The 15,383-nt window shown below is 59.2% G+C and carries 14 protein-coding genes; 10 read left to right on the plus strand and 4 right to left on the minus strand.

Features of this window, described 5'->3' with window-relative positions:
• The first annotated feature begins 164 nt into the window (after positions 1-164).
• The gene (locus KOL70_RS17455) at positions 165-1,334 is read left to right on the plus strand and encodes an ROK family transcriptional regulator (protein ID WP_215481174.1); all 1,170 of its coding nucleotides are present in this window, start codon (positions 165-167) and stop codon (positions 1,332-1,334) included.
• On the opposite strand, the gene KOL70_RS17460 is transcribed toward KOL70_RS17455, so the two are convergent.
• The 4 genes from KOL70_RS17460 to KOL70_RS17475 form a co-directional block, all read right to left on the minus strand.
• A complete protein-coding gene (locus tag KOL70_RS17460) occupies positions 1,303-2,022 on the minus strand; it encodes a GNAT family N-acetyltransferase (protein WP_215481176.1) in 720 nt (239 codons plus the stop codon). The genes KOL70_RS17455 and KOL70_RS17460 overlap by 32 nt on opposite strands.
• 79 nt (positions 2,023-2,101) lie before the next feature.
• Positions 2,102-3,898 (minus strand): ABC transporter ATP-binding protein, encoded by a 1,797-nt coding sequence (locus tag KOL70_RS17465; protein ID WP_215481178.1) that lies wholly within the window; start codon positions 3,896-3,898, stop codon positions 2,102-2,104.
• Entirely contained in the window at positions 3,895-5,337 is a 1,443-nt protein-coding gene (locus tag KOL70_RS17470) for a M81 family metallopeptidase (protein WP_215481180.1), read from the minus strand. The genes KOL70_RS17465 and KOL70_RS17470 overlap by 4 nt, the downstream gene beginning before the upstream one ends.
• A gap of 11 nt (positions 5,338-5,348) precedes the next feature.
• Complete coding sequence (locus KOL70_RS17475; RefSeq protein ID WP_215481181.1) at positions 5,349-6,482, minus strand: ROK family transcriptional regulator; 1,134 nt, start codon at positions 6,480-6,482, stop codon at positions 5,349-5,351.
• Between the two features lie 285 nt (positions 6,483-6,767).
• On the opposite strand from KOL70_RS17475, the gene KOL70_RS17480 reads away from it, so the two are divergent.
• The 9 genes from KOL70_RS17480 (at position 6,768) to KOL70_RS17520 (ending at position 15,383) form a co-directional block, all read left to right on the plus strand.
• Positions 6,768-8,303 carry an ABC transporter substrate-binding protein gene (locus KOL70_RS17480; RefSeq protein ID WP_059009281.1) on the plus strand — a complete coding sequence of 512 codons (1,536 nt, stop codon included), beginning with the start codon at positions 6,768-6,770 and terminating at the stop codon, positions 8,301-8,303.
• 18 nt (positions 8,304-8,321) lie between these two features.
• On the plus strand, positions 8,322-9,242 hold the full coding sequence (locus KOL70_RS17485) for an ABC transporter permease (protein ID WP_021508908.1): 921 nt from the start codon (positions 8,322-8,324) through the stop codon (positions 9,240-9,242).
• Positions 9,242-10,108, plus strand: coding sequence for an ABC transporter permease (locus KOL70_RS17490; RefSeq protein ID WP_058776091.1), 867 nt, complete (start codon positions 9,242-9,244; stop codon positions 10,106-10,108). Before KOL70_RS17485 ends, KOL70_RS17490 begins: the two co-directional genes overlap by 1 nt.
• Complete coding sequence (locus KOL70_RS17495) at positions 10,105-11,052, plus strand: ROK family protein (RefSeq protein WP_088517400.1); 948 nt, start codon at positions 10,105-10,107, stop codon at positions 11,050-11,052. Before KOL70_RS17490 ends, KOL70_RS17495 begins: the two co-directional genes overlap by 4 nt.
• 186 nt (positions 11,053-11,238) lie before the next feature.
• Positions 11,239-12,462, plus strand: coding sequence for an MFS transporter (locus KOL70_RS17500; protein WP_215481183.1), 1,224 nt, complete (start codon positions 11,239-11,241; stop codon positions 12,460-12,462).
• 71 nt (positions 12,463-12,533) lie between these two features.
• Complete coding sequence (locus KOL70_RS17505; RefSeq protein WP_215481185.1) at positions 12,534-13,583, plus strand: catalase family peroxidase; 1,050 nt, start codon at positions 12,534-12,536, stop codon at positions 13,581-13,583.
• Complete coding sequence (locus KOL70_RS17510; RefSeq protein ID WP_215481187.1) at positions 13,580-14,134, plus strand: cytochrome b; 555 nt, start codon at positions 13,580-13,582, stop codon at positions 14,132-14,134. Before KOL70_RS17505 ends, KOL70_RS17510 begins: the two co-directional genes overlap by 4 nt.
• Positions 14,134-14,637, plus strand: coding sequence for a sigma-70 family RNA polymerase sigma factor (locus KOL70_RS17515; protein ID WP_215481189.1), 504 nt, complete (start codon positions 14,134-14,136; stop codon positions 14,635-14,637). The genes KOL70_RS17510 and KOL70_RS17515 overlap by 1 nt, the downstream gene beginning before the upstream one ends.
• Entirely contained in the window at positions 14,634-15,383 is a 750-nt protein-coding gene (locus KOL70_RS17520; protein ID WP_021508915.1) for an anti-sigma factor, read from the plus strand. Before KOL70_RS17515 ends, KOL70_RS17520 begins: the two co-directional genes overlap by 4 nt.

The raw sequence follows: 15,383 nt of genomic DNA on the forward strand, positions 1-15,383 counted from the left end.
AGCTAAAGCAAGGGACGTGCCAGGGCAGAAAACAACGCTGCCATCCGACACTACTTTGCACAGATTTTTGCCGCTGTCAGGTAAACAGGTTGTAAAATGTGTGGCCGATCATAGATATTGAGGCGGCGGTCCGCAGCGGTGGTTAAAAGAGGGAAGCGAGCAGGATGAAAACGTCGGGAACCAATCTGGAACATGCGCGCGCGCACAATCGCCGGGTGATTATCGAAGCGATACGCCTGCACGGTGAGTTGACCCGTGCCGAGCTGGCGCGACTGACCGCGCTAACGCCGCAAACCGTCTCGAATATCGTCGCTGAACTGGAGCAGGCGGAGTTGCTCACCAGCCGTCAGCCGCGTAAGCAGGGCCGCGGTCAGCCGGCGATTCCGGTCACCCTGAATCCGGCCAGTGCGTTTTCCATCGGCATCCATCTCGACCATCAGACGCTACTGATTGTGCTGGTGGACCTGACCGGTGAAATCCATTTTCGCCGCCTTATTATGGTGCAAAAACCGCAGCCGGATGCCACATTAGCGCGCATTGCCGGGGTGCTGGCGGAGATCAAACAGCAGACCGGGCCGCGCTGGCAAAAAGTGCTGGGTATTGGCGTGGTGATGCCGGGGCCGTTTGGTGTGGAGGGTATCTCGTCAATGGGGCCGACCACGCTGCACGGCTGGGAGGATGTCGATATCGCCGCGCGTCTCGCTGAGATGAGCGGACTGCCGGTCACGCTGGAGAATGATGCCACAGTCGCGGCGATTGGCGAACGCTTTCACGGTGTGGCGCGTCATCTTAATTCCTTTATTTATCTGTACATTGGCACGGGCCTGGGCGCGGGCATCATCATGGATGGCCATGTGTACAGCGGCCATGCGCACAACGCCGGTGAAGTAGGGCATGTAGTGGTTGAACCCGGTGGACGTGAGTGTTACTGCGGCAATCATGGCTGCCTGGAGCGTTATGTTTCGCTGCAGGCCGCTTACGAATTCTGCGGGCTCGACCCGATGAGCGCGCTGCCGGAAGATTTACTGCAGGTTGATCCGGCGCTGTTTGATCGCTGGATTGGTACCGTGCTTACGCCGCTGCGACAGGGTATAAACATGCTGGAGTGTATCTTTGATGCCGAGAGCGTGATTATCGGCGGCATGATGCCAGCGGTGTTGCTGGATAAAATTATCCAGCGCCTGCCGCCGCTCTACCAATCGGTGCGCGGCCGCTATCTGACCGGCACGCGACTCAAGACCGGCATGACCGGCAGTGACACCGCCGCCCTCGGCGCAGCGGCTTTGCCAATTTTTGATGAGTTTAATCCGCAGTTCCAGGTGCTGATGAAGTGAAAAACGCGGCCAGCGTCCGCCGCTGGCACCCGTTATCATCCATATTGTCTGGTGCCAGCCAGGCTGTAAGTGCCTGCTGAACAATAGGCCATTCACCATCAATCATTGAGAGCCAGTCGGTATCGCGATTGCGCTGTTTACGCGTCATGGCCTGGCGAAAGCGTCCTTCAAAGGTAAAACCAATGCGCTCGGCAGCCCGGCGTGAAGCCAGGTTTAACGAATCACAGCGCCATGCAACGCGACGATAGCCCAGCGCAAATGCCTGGCGCAGCAACAGGAACAAGGCTTCCGTACCCATGACGTTACGCTGCATCAGCGGTGACCAGGTGACGTGACCGATTTCTATCGCGCCGTTCTGCATATCAATACTGGCAAAACAAACCACGCCCACGGCACGCTGATGCCCGTCCATGACGGCATAACACACCAGCTGGCGATCGCTGATTTTATGCTCAATCCAGCTCTCCATCTCCATCAATGACTGTGGCCGGCTGGCGCCCAGCCAGGTCCAGTCGCGATCGTCTGGGGCGAGTGAAAATGCCATAAACAGCGCCTGGCTGTGGCTCAACTGCAATGGCGCAAGCTGACAAAAGCGCCCTGACAGATTTTCTGCTGGCGGATAGCTGGCAGGTTGCCAGTCCGGCAAGGTAAAACCGATGGGCTGACCATAATGATTATGACGTGTCACGTTGATTTCCTTAGCCGTGGCGTCGCGCATGATGTCCGGTAAATGAAACCAGAATATCATCGGCACTTATACCAGCGTTTTACCGCATCACCCAGTGTCCGGCGCTCACTTCCTGATAATGCCGTGTTTCCGGCACAAATCCATTGGCGCGCACCGGGCTCTTCAGCTCGCTGACGTCCACGTGCCGTTTTAAATGGCGGCGCGCCGGATCGGGCACCGGCACCGACGCGAGCAGTTTTTGTGTGTAAGGGTGCTGCGGATTCTCAAAAATAGCCGCGCGCGGTCCAATCTCAACAATCTCTCCCAGCAGCATCACCGCCACACGATGGCTGATACGCTCTACTACCGCCATATCGTGTGAGATAAACAGATACGACAGATTCAGGCTGTGTTGCAGATCGAGCAGCAGATTGATGATCTGCGCTTTCACGGTGACATCAAGGGCGGACACCGACTCGTCGGCAATGATCATTTTCGGATCGAGCATCAGCGCACGGGCAATGCAGATGCGCTGACGCTGGCCGCCGGAAAATTCGTGTGGATAGCGTTTCAGCATGGTTGCGGGCAGGCCAACGCGCGTCATCAGTTCGGCCGCTTTGTTCTGTGCGGCGGCCTTACTGCCCAGCCGATGCTGTAAAAAAGGTTCGGTGAGGGCTTCAAGGACCGACATGCGCGGGTTAAGGCTGGCAAACGGATCCTGAAAAATCATCTGCATGGCGCAACGCAGCTTGCGCAGTTCTTGCCGGGAGAGGGTCAGCACGTCGCTGCCATCAAAAGCAATCTGCCCGGAGGTCGGCTGCACCAGCCGCGTCAGCGAGCGGCCGGTGGTGGATTTACCACAGCCGGATTCGCCGACCAGCGACAAGGTTTCACCCGGCAGCAGATCAAACGAGATATTCTCCACGGCGTGCACCGCACCGGTTTTACGGCTGAACAGCCCTTCATGAATGCTGAAGCGCGTGCTGAGGTTCTTCACCGACAGCAGCGGCGTTTGCCCTTGCGGCGCCTGCCGCGCCTGCGCCATCGGCGCTTCGCCGTTGAGCGCAAACTTACGCGGTCCATCAATGCCGCGCATGGCACCCAGCTGCGGCACGGTTGCAATCAGCGTGCGGGTATACTCTGCTGCCGGGGCTGAAAAAATCGCGGCGGTGCTGCCGCTTTCCACCATCGCGCCCTGGTTCATCACCAGCGTGCGGTCGGCGACTTCTGCCACCACGCCCATATCGTGGGTGATGAACAGCACGGCGGTGCCTTCCTCCTCCTGCAGGGTCTTGATCAGGTCAAGGATTTGACCCTGAATCGTGACGTCGAGCGCCGTGGTTGGCTCGTCGGCAATCAGCAATTTTGGACGCAGCGCCAGCGCCATGGCGATCATCACGCGCTGACGCATGCCGCCGGAAAAGTGGTGCGGGTAATCACTGAAGCGTTTGGCCGCGTTGGGAATACGCACTTTCTCCAGCAGCCGGATGGTCTCCTCGCGGGCGGCGCGTGCGCTGATTTTGCGGTGCGCGATCAGCGCCTCAGCAATCTGGTGACCGATAGTGAACGACGGATTAAGGCTGGTCATCGGCTCCTGGAATATCATCGCGATGGCATTGCCGCGGATGTCGCGCATTGCACGTTCGCTCAGCGTGAGCAAGTCCACGCCGTTCAGCAGCACTTTGCCGCTGATATGTGCGTGACGGCTATTCAGCAGACGCATGATCGCCATCGAGGTAACGCTTTTGCCTGAGCCCGACTCACCGACGATCGCCAGCGTTTCACCGGCCCCGAGGGTAAAAGAGACGTTTTTCACCACCTCACGCCAGCGGTCATCGCTGCGAAACGCGACGGTGAGATTTTCGATGCTCAACACCGGCGGGTCAGCGCGATTCATTGTGCCGCCACAAAGCGCGCCGAGCGGGTGCTGACCGGCACAAAGGTAAAATTGGTATCGAACGGATAAGCCGGCTGCAGCTTGCGCTTGCGCACCAGCCGTTCAACATACTGATCGACCACCCCTTCCGACAGCGCCATCAGGTTGGGATTGGCAATCGGCGCCAGCTCGGGCGACAGGTAACCGGACTTTACCACCACAATTTTTGCCTGGCGCGGATCGAGTCCAAGCAGGGCGAAATCCGCCAGGTTGTGATAAGGACGACGCCGATCGGCAACCACCACGGTAATGCCTGCAATCTTCAGCAGCGCCTGACGGGCAACCGAACGGGCATCATCACTCAGCAGTAGCACGTCAAACACGCCACTGACTTTGCCGCCAGCAGGATCCAGCGTGGCACCGATAGTCAGGGAGAGCCGGGCACCGACGCCCGCGGCGAAGGCCGCCTCCGTGGCCGGTTTATCGGTAATGCCGGCAACGATGACATCCTGCGCATTTTGCCGCAGCAGTTCGGCCAGTACATCGGCCCGATCGCCCACGCCGCCGCCGGTCGGGTTATCACCGGAGTCGGCGAGAATCACCGGTCCGCCAGGGCTGGAAATCGCCATGCGTACGCACTCTTCAGTACTGCCGGTCACGCAGCCAAACACAAATTGCTCACGCGCCTGCCAGTAAGCCAGCGCCAGTTTGGCCGCCTGCTCAGACAGCACATCGGCATCGGTACCGGTCATGATGGCGGCCGCCGTGGCGCGTGGCTCATCCGCCCAGACATAGCCAACCATCAGCGAAGCATCCCAGATATGTTCAAGTGCGTTAATCCCGGGCAGGCTGGCGTAAAGGCTTTTGGCCGGTTCATCTTCCGTGCTGGTGCGCTCGCCTGGCAGCACCACAGGGATCGGTGCCCACACCACACCCGGTCGGATGCCGCTTTGCAGGCTATTGACCAGCATTGAGACGGATCGGCGCATGGTCTCTTCCACATCGATATGCGGTGCCGTGCGGTAGGTTGAAAACATATCGATCGCGTCGATGATGCGCTGCGAGACATTGCCGTGCAGATCGTAGCTGACGCTAATCGGACAATCGGGCCCGACCAGCTCGCGCGTCGCGCTAATCCAGTCGCCTTCCGCATCTTCCATTCCTTCGACATAGACCGCGCCGTGCATCGCCAGGTAAACGCCATCCACGGGCAAATACGCTTCGAGCCGACGGAGAAACTCCTGTTTGAAGGCATCATAGGTCACACGTGCCACCGGCCCACCGGCAATGGCGCGGGCGTGAAAGGTCGGCAGAAATTCAGCTGCGTAATCCTGCAGAAAGGCGAAATAGGGATTGGTCGTCATCGCTTCACCCCGCACGATGCGGAAATCGTCGGCGTAATTGAGCACCGGATTCCAGGTACTGCATTCAGTATGAATTCCACCATAGGCAATGCGCATAACAGACTCCGCTAGTCGGGTAAGTGAACGATAAAACGGTAAGCCGCCACACTGGCTGCGGCGCGGGCCCAGCTCAACTGATCAATCGCCATGCTGGCGATGGGCGTCTTGCCCATGATTGAAGGCAACACGTGACTATCTACCGCCTGCATCACCACGGTTCTGAGCAGGCCGTCGAACGCATCCGGCTGATGGGCGATGACAATCATCTCCGGATCGTTCATCTGAATGATATTGGCGATGGCGAGGCCAAGTGCGTCACCTGCCTGGTGCAGAATGGCGATCGCGGCGCTATTGCCTTTTACCGCCAGCGCTTCCAGTTCGGCAACGCTGGTGCAGGGCAGCTGTTTGTCACGCATGCTTTCACGCATTGCAGTGAGCGACGCCAGCGTATCAAGGCAGCCGCGTTTGCCGCAGCGGCACGGACGCCCGCCTGGCTCTACGGTACAGTGAGCAATTTCACCGGCCCCACCGTGCGCGCCGCGGTGCAGCTGCCCCTGAAAGAAGTGCGCGGAGCCAATGCCGTCGCCGTGGGAAATCAGGGTGAAATTCTGTGCCTTTTTCGCCACGCCGAAAATCTTTTCGCTGACCGCCAGAGCTTTGGCATCGTTTTCCAGTGACACCTCCAGACCGGTTTGCGCGTTAAGCAGTGCCGCCAGCGGGACGTTTTTCCAGCCCAGCAGGGCAGACTGGACGCACACCGCCTGGTTTTCATCCACAAAGCCGGAAAGCGTGACGCCCAGCCCGATAAGCTGATCGGCGGAGATGCCTTTTTGTGCAAGCAGGCCGGGGATGGCGGCGGCCAGCGCACCAGCCAGCAGCGCAGGATCGGGATTCAGCGGCATGTGGGTACTGGCCAGGATGCGGCCGTGCATATCCGTCAGCACCAGATACACATCGTCACCGAGCAACGACGCACCGAGAAAATAGGCACTGTCGGCACGCATTTTTAATAACACCGAAGGCCGACCCTGACCGTTACTTTCCGGAATGCTCTCTTCAAGCAGTCCTGCGCTAAGCATCTCTTTGATTAATGTGCTGATTGCGGCTTTACTCAGCTTCATTTTTTCCGCAATTGCCGTGCGGCTCATGCCATGCGAAGCAATTAATAAACGCAGAATTTGTTGCTGATGAGCATTAAGCATCAGAGTTCTCACGGCACAGGCTGTATTTGGCCGACAATAATCAGCAGTGAAAACAAATTCAAGCGTATTTAGTTTATTTTCTGAATGCAGATCGAATTATAAGTAAAATATATGAACTGACATCTTGGCTTTTGTTTGCAGAGTGTGCCTTATATAGCGTCGAGCCCGTTCTTCTGCTGCCGTTAACATGACCAAAGCGTATGGCAGGCGATGGCGTGCATTGACGGTCAGCTGCCTGCCGGGCAATGACTCTTCACTCTTTGTCACTGATTCACTGAGGCCTTCATGCAAAGCACACTCAAGCATTTCAGGGTACTGACACTTGCCGCGGGTATTCTGGCGTCGTTTTCCAGCGCATCAGTTTTGGCTGCTCAGCTGGTCATTATGCAAAACGAACCGCCGCGCAGCATGGACCCGGGCAATCAGACCGCGACCTTTACTGGCACGGTGCTGGACCCGATGTATGAAGGCCTGACGCGGCTCGGTGACGATGGCAAAATCATGCCGGCCCTTGCGCTCTCCTGGCATGCCGACGACAGCGGACTGCACTGGGAATTTACGCTGCGTCCCAACGTTAAATTCCACGATGGCACGCCATTTAATGCCGATGCGGTCGTTGAAAACTTTCAGCGTCATCTGGATACGAAGCGCGGTCTCGCCGGAAGTGGGAAAATTCGCACCTTTATTCAGGACGTGCAGAAAAAAGATGACTTAACCGTCACCTTTACACTGAAGAAAATTAATCCGGCGTTTTTAACCGTGCTGGCCTCCGGTCCGGGATTAATGGTGAGTCCACAAGCTGACAAAGCCGGCACGATCAATAATAAAGCCGACGGTACCGGACCCTATAAACTGGCGCAGTATAAATCCGGTGAATTTGTCCTGGAGCAGAAGAACCCGGACTATTGGGGCAAGTCTGCCGGGCCGGACGAAATAAAATGGACATGGAGCAGTGAGCCGTCAGTCATGAATATGGCGCTGCAATCCGGTCAGGTCGATATTATTAACCCGGTGCCGCCGCAATTTGCCGGCATGTTAAAAAATAATCCCGGCGTGCAGTTAAAACAGTCGCCGGGCGCGGCGGTATTCTGGATCGATCTCAATACGCAGAGTAAAGCCCTCAGCGATGTCAGAGTACGCCAGGCGCTGAACTTCGCGACCGACCAGCAGGCACTGGTGAAAGCGGTAATGTTTGGTTATGCGCAGCCAGCCAATTCCCCGCTGGCGCCGGTCGATGCCAACTACGACAAAGCGTTGCATGACTATCCGTACGATGTGCAGAAAGCCAAAGACCTGCTTAAGGCAGCGGGCTATGCCGACGGCTTCGCCATGTCGATTGCCGTGCAGGCACCCGACGCACGTACCGCGCAGGTTCTGCAGGGTATGTGGAGCAAAATAGGCGTCAAGCTCAGCGTGCGCCAGATGGAGAGCGGCGTGTGGGCCAAAGCGGCGTTTGCCGATGCCAAAGAGAAAGCCGCGCAGGGTACGGACGCGGTGCTGGCGTCCTGGTCTTCGGGGCTGTACGGCTCGGATCTGCAGTTGCGTCCGCTGTATCACAGCAGCAGCTTTGCGCCCGGCGGGGCTAACCTCGGCTTCTTCAGCGACAAACGTACCGATGAGCTAATCGATAGCGCCGCCTCCACGCTCGATGATGCCCAGCGCAAAGCGCTCTATTTCCAAGCACAGCAGCGGATCAGCGGACTCGCGCCGCAGGTGCTGCTCTACTATCAGGACGATCTGTATGCGACGCGCAAAAATATCAGTGGCGTGACGATGCAACCGGGCGGCCAGATTGTGGTCCGTGATGCCGTGAAAAAATAGTGTTGATGGCTGATTGATATGAAAGCGTATGTCGCAAAAAAGGTGCTCTCGCTGCCGTTGATTATCTTCGGTGTGTCGATCATCGTGTTTATCGCCATCCGCGCGCTGCCGGGCGATCCGGCACGCTTGATGGCCGGCCCGGAAGCGCCGCAGGAAGCAGTGGACAGTATGCGCGTGCGGCTCGGTCTGGATCAGCCTTTGCCGCTGCAATACGTCAGGTTTGCCGGTGAAGCGCTACATGGCAATCTCGGGCTGTCGCTGCAGTCGCAGCGTCCGGTGATGACCGAAATCAGCGAACGCCTGCCCTACACGCTGTCGCTGGCGGCGCTGGCGTACCTGCTGGCGATTGCCATCGGCGTGCCGGCGGGCATGACCGGGGCCATTTACCGGCAGCGCATTCCCGATCAGATCGTCATGGTACTGACCATTGCCGGTGCCTCGATTGCGAACTTCTGGCTGGCGTTGCTGGCGATGAACTACTTTGCGGTACAGCTCGGCTGGCTGCCGCTACTCGGCGCTGATTCGTGGCGCAACTATGTGATGCCGACCGTGACGCTGGCGATTCTGCCGATGGCGATGATCGCGCGGATGACGCGCTCCAGCATGCTGGATGTGCTCAGTCAGGACTACATCCGTACCGCCAGAGCCAAAGGGTTATCATCGGCCAGCGTTAACTGGAAACACGCGCTGCGCAATGCGTTGATACCGATTGTCACCATCGTCGCACTGAATTTTGGCAGCCTGATCGGGGGTGCAGTGGTCACTGAGTCGGTGTTTAACTGGCCGGGTATTGGCCGCCTGCTGGTGGATTCGGTGAAATACCGCGATTATCCGGTGATTCAGGGCGTGACGTTAGTGGCGGTAACCGGCGTGGTGTTGATGAATCTGGTCGGTGAGATAGTGATTGGCCTGCTCAACCCGAAAATAAGGTTCGACTGATGAACAGTTTCGACACGTCTCTCCAGCCGCCGCCCGCGCGCCGCCGCCAGATCGTGAGGTTTTTACTTGGCAACCCTTCAATCACGACCGGAGGCGGGCTGGTGCTGCTGGTGGTGCTGGCTGCCCTTTTCGCACCGCTGATCACTCACTGGGATCCCATCGAGCAGGATCTGTTGAACACGTTGCAGGCACCTTCCGCTGCCCACTGGTTCGGCACCGATGATTACGGCCGCGATATTTTTGCCCGCGTCATTTATGGCGCGCGCATCACGCTGTTTGAAGTCAGCCTCAGCGTAGCCATCTCGATGGCGATCGGCATTCCTCTGGGCATCATCTCGGGGCTGGCCGGACGCAAAATTGATGCGCTGATCATGTGGCTGATGGATATTATTTTCGCCTTTCCCGGCATCGTACTGGCGATTCTGATTGTCAGCGTGCTCGGCGAGGGGCTGACAAACATGCTGATCGCCATTTCGTTGTTCTCGATCCCGGTGTATGCACGTCTGAGTCGCAACCTGACGCTGGGACTGAAAAATATGGAGTATATCGAAGCGGCGCATATGCTTGGCGTGCGATACCCGCGCATTATCACGCACTATATTCTGCGCAACGCCATTGGCCCGCTGATTGTACAGTCGACGCTGACGGCTGGTGCGGTGGTGCTTTCTGCCGCCAGTCTGTCGTTTCTCGGGCTCGGCGTGCAGCCGCCGATGCCGGAGTGGGGCACCATGATGAGCGATGGCCGCAACTTTCTCGGGCTAAATATTTACGTCTCCCTATTTCCCGGACTGGCGATTTTGATTACCGTGCTCGGTTTTAATGTGCTGGGCGACGGCCTGCGCGATGTAATGGATAAACGTTTATGACTCACCCGCACTCAACCGTGATCTGCCTCGATTTGGGCGGCTCCTTTATCAAGCTTGGCGTGATGGATGCACAGGATCGGCTAACCCTGCTCGATCAGCAAAAAATCCCGGCGACGGACTGGCAGGCATTTTGCGCCAGAGTCAGCGAGATGATCGCCGGGCAGCATAACCATTTCAGCAGCCAGGCGGCTGTCGCCATCTCTACGGCGGGCATTGTGGCACCGCAAACCGGCGAAATGTTTGCCAGCAACATCCCGGCTTTTCACCGGCGTAATCTGGCGCGGGAACTGGGTGAGGTGCTGCAGCGGCCGGTGATCGCGCACAACGACGCCGACTGCTTTGCCCTGGCCGAGGCGCTGGCCGGCAGCGGCAAAGGGCACAAAGTGGTGTTTGGCGCGATTCTCGGTTCCGGCGTGGGCGGTGGTCTGGTGGCGGACGGTCGCATTATCACCGGACAAAACGGCCTGACCGGCGAATGGGGCCACGGGCCGATCACCCTCACGGAAGTGACGCTGGCGCATGGTCGCGTGCGCGTGCCGCGCCAGGCGTGTCCGTGCGGCCAGACAGGGTGTCTGGACACCTACGGCGGCGCACGCGGACTGGAAACGCTGCATCAGGTGCTGCACGCTGAAAGCGCCAGCAGCGTGGAAATCATTGCCCGCTGGCAGCAGGCAGAAGCGCGGGCGCAGCAGACGATAGAAGCCTGGCTGCAACTGGTGAGTGAGCCGCTCGCCTACACCATTAACATTACCGGCGCGTCACGGGTGGCGGTAGGCGGCGGACTGGCTTCGGTCACCCCGCTGATTGCTGCGCTTAATGATGCGGTGCAGCGCTGCGTGTTGCGCAGCACAGCGCATGCGCTGGTGGTGCCGGGCGAGTTTGCCCACCAGGGCGGCATGGTGGGCGCGGCGCTGCTGGCGCGGCAGGCGCTCAGCGCGTCCTGAGCTTTTGCCCTTTCGCCCGTTGCTGGTGCTTTTCGGTTACCGTGTTGCGCTCAAGACTTCGTTGAACCCGATTCAACCTTAAATGCGCTAAGCTTGACGCGCTAAAACCCGCAGCAAAGAGGCTGGTGAACAGACACTGTCGCCAGCCTCTTTGCTGTTTTTTTCACCTGCGGTACGGAAAAAAACATGTCATCAGTACAACCTCAACTTTCTCAGCTTCCGGACGAGGCCTCGCTGCCGCGTCACAGCGTGCCAAAAGCGCTGTTCGCGCTGGGCACCGGTGGATTTGCCATCGGCACCGGTGAATTTGTCATCATGGGCCTGCTGCCCGATGCGGCGAAAGGCCTGAACGTCACCATTCCTGAGGCCGGCCATCTCATCAGCATTTATGCCCTCGGCGTAGTGATTGGCGCGCCGCTGCTGGCTATTCTCGGCGCGCGGGCTTCACGGCGTAATTTCCTGATGACGCTGATGGGCCTGTTTGCGCTGGGTAATCTGCTAAGCGCTGTCGTGCCGGGCTACCCTGCGATGCTGGTGGCCCGCTTTCTGGCGGGCTTTCCGCATGGTACTTTCTTTGGCGTTGCGGCGCTGGTGGCGGCAGGACTGGTGGAGCGCGCACGGCGCGCGCAGGCGGTGTCGATGGTGCTGCTGGGATTAACCATCGCCAACCTGATTGGCGTACCTGCCGTTACCGCCATCGGCCAGTGGTTTGGCTGGCGTGATGCGTTTGCCATCGTCGGCGGACTGGCGCTGCTGACGCTGCTACTGGTGTGGCTTTGGGTTCCCAATGTGGCCGGTGACAAGCAGGCCAGCCCACTGCGCGAGCTCTCGGCGCTGACGCGCAAGCAGGTTCTGCTGACGCTGGCTATTGGCGCGATTGGCAGCGGCGGCATGTTCTCGGTATTCAGTTACGTTAAACCCACAATGATGGAACTGGCCCACCTGCCGGAGAATCTGGTACCGGCGATACTGGCGCTGTTTGGTCTTGGCATGATTATCGGCAACCTTGTCGGGGGACGTCTGGCCGATCGCGGGCTGGAGAAAACCATCCGCATTATACTGGTGTGGTCGCTGCTGGTATTGAGCGCGTTTGTCTTTGCCGCGCATTATGCGCTGGCGGGCGCGCTTAACGTGATGCTGGTCGGTACCATGGTGGCGCTGGGAAGCGTGCTACAGATCCGCCTGATGGACGTGGCCGGTGATGCACAAACCCTGGCGGCCGCGCTTAATCACTCAGCGTTTAACATTGCCAACGCGCTGGGGGCGTGGCTCGGCGGCATCACCATTTCCGCCGGGCTGGGCTGGCAGTCCACCGGCTGGGTTGGGGCCATTCTGTCCGTGCTGGGGCTGATGATTCATGCCATTGCGGTGCGCGATGCGCGCCGGACGCCGGCGCTCGCCATAAAATAATTTTTACCGCGCGGGAATAAACGCCGCGCTGGTTCGTCTTATGCCCACTTTCCCTTACTGAGTTGGCTAAGATGAACTTTAAACCTACGGTCAGACATCTGCCGTTGTTACTGCTGGTGGTCATTATTCCCGGATTACTGCTGGTGCTGTTTCTTGCTGCAGGCGGTTGGCTGACGCCGCAGCGCCTCAGTGCGCAAAGTCTGGTGCAGTCGCTGCAGCAAAACAGCGGTGTGCATCCGGGATACCGGCGCAATCATGCCAAGGGCGTGTGCGTTACCGGTGATTTTACCTCCAGCGGCAACGCGGCGTTTCTGTCACGGGCCAGCGTTTTCCAGCCGGGTACGGTGCCGGTGATTGGCCGCTTTGCCATTGCCGGCGGTAATCCGCACGCGCCGGACTATGGCATGCCGGTGCGCAGCCTGGCGCTGGAATTTCAGCTGGCGCACGGCGAGCAGTGGCGTACCGGCATGAACGCACTGCCGTTTTTCCCGGTCAGTACGCCGCAGGCTTTTTACGATCAGCAGCAGGCCAGTCGACCGCTGCCGCAGACCGGCAAACCTGATGCGCAAAAGCTGATGGCGTTTACCGTTGCCCATCCCGAAGTTAAACCTTTCTTTGCCTGGGTAAAAACCCACGTACTGGCCGCCAGCTGGGCACAGGAGCAGTACAACAGCCTGAATGCCTTCCGCTTTACCAATGCGCAGGGGGAAACGCGCTTTGTGCGCTGGAGTCTGGTGCCGCGTACGCCATGGCAGCCGATCAGTGCCGCTCAGCAGCAGCAGCCGGATTATCTGCAGAGCGACCTGCACGACCGCCTGGCGACCGCACCGCTGAAGTGGGATCTGGTGATCAGCGTGGCCCAGCCCGGCGATGCGGTGAACGATGCCAGCAAGGTGTGGCCAGCCGATCGGCAGCAGGTTGTCGCCGGTACGCTGACGCTGCGCGACAGCAGCCCGCAACAGGGCGGCAGCTGCAATGACATCAATTACGATCCGCTGATTCTGCCGCAGGGCATCAGCGGTTCTGACGATCCGCTGCTCAACGCGCGCTCCGCCGCTTACGCGAAATCTTTCAATCTGCGCACGGCTGAACAGGCGCGCCAGCAGGAGAAAAAATCATGAGTCACCCGACAACCCTGTTTGATCCGCTGCTGCGCATCGTACACTGGTTGATGGCGCTGGCCGTGCTGACCATGCTATTTATCGGTGTGGCGATGGTGGCGGATATCTCGGCTGCCCATTCACTGCTGCTGGCGATACACAAACCACTCGGCGTGGCGATCGCGTTGCTGGTGGTCGTGCGTATCGGGCTGCGGCGTTACTATGGTGTGCCCGCCATGCCCGCGTCGGTGCCGGGCTGGCAGCAAACGGTGGCTCATTTGACCCATCTGGCGCTCTATTTACTGATGCTGGCGCAACCGCTGGTAGGCTGGGCGATGCTGTCGGCAGGCGGGTTTCCGGTGACGATTGGCGAAGGTCTGGTGCTGCCGCCGCTGCTGCCGGTTAGCGTGGAAAGTTATGCCGTGCTGCGCCCGTTACACTCGCTGCTGGCGTTTAGTCTGTTCGCGCTGATCCTGGCCCATCTGGCTGCCGCGCTGCTGCATGGTCTGATTTTACGTGATGGCGTGCTGAGTAGCATGACCGGCCTGCGCCGGGTGCGAGAGCAAAAATAATGTCTGCATTGAGCGATGACGAAATCCGCACATTACTGCCGCATTTGCAGCGTTTTGCGCTGGGGCTGACGCGTGAGCGCATGGCCGCTGAGGATTTGGTACAAAACACGCTGGTCAAAGCACTGGACGCGGCGCGCGATGACACGCGCAGTCTGCGTGCCTGGCTGTTTTCCATTCTCTGGCATCAGTTTATTGATGGCGAACGCCGCCGCAAGCGTTGGCAGGCGATTATGACGCTGTTCAGCCGCGCCGAGCCCTTTGCCGAGTCGGCTGAGCATCACGCCATCGCCGATGAGATGCTGGCGCTGTTCGCCCGTCTGCCGGCTGACAGTCGCGCATTGCTGCTCCTGGTTAACGTGGAAGGCATGCGTTATCAGGAAGCAGCTGACACGCTGGACATTCCGCTGGGCACCGTGATGTCACGGTTGTCGCGGGCGAGAAAACAGTTGCAGCACATGACCGAAGGCCTGCCGGCCCCGGTGACGTTGAGGAGATTAAAATGAATATCCCGCCCGATGAGAACCAGCTGCACGCCTGGCTGGATGGTGAACTGGATAGTGCCAGCCATCAGGCCGTCAGCGACTGGTTGGTGCAGCATCCTGACATCGCCGCCCAGGTTGAGGGCTGGCGTCAGGACAAGCTGCGCTTGCAACAAAGCCTGCAGCGCAATATGGCGCGAACCACCTTTACGCCACTGCAGCCGGCACAGCTGCGCCAGCGGCGTGCGCGGCAGCGTTATCAGCGGCTGGCGCTGGCCTGCTCGCTGGTGCTGGCGTTGGGGATCGGCAGCCTGTCCGGCTGGCAGATGACTGAACGCTTACAGAATCATCCGTTACCGATGGAGGATGCGGTACAGGCTTACCGGTTATTCGGCGATGGCGCGCAGCAGGCGACGATGGACATTAGCACCCACCAGACAACACAGCTGGCCAGCTGGCTGGGCCGCTATTTTATCAACGGTACGCTGCCGCCCAATCTGGAGCGCTTTGGCTATCAGCTCATCGGCGCGCGCCTGATGGCGAATGAGCATGGCGCCTCGGCGCTGGTGCTGTATCAGACCGCCAGCGGCACGCGCGTTGGCTGGTACATCCGCCCGCAGACCGTGCGGCTGGAAAAGGGATCGCGCCAGGCGGACAACCTGGTGGCGCAATACTGGAGCGATCGCCACTATAACTATGCGCTGGTGAGCCCGATGAGCGGCGAAGCCGCACCGGCGCTGCGTGCTGCGATAGGCAGCGAAGTGGGCTAA

It is taken from the genome of Pantoea sp. B270 (assembly GCF_018726825.1).
Classification (GTDB): Bacteria; Pseudomonadota; Gammaproteobacteria; order Enterobacterales; family Enterobacteriaceae; genus Pantoea; species Pantoea dispersa.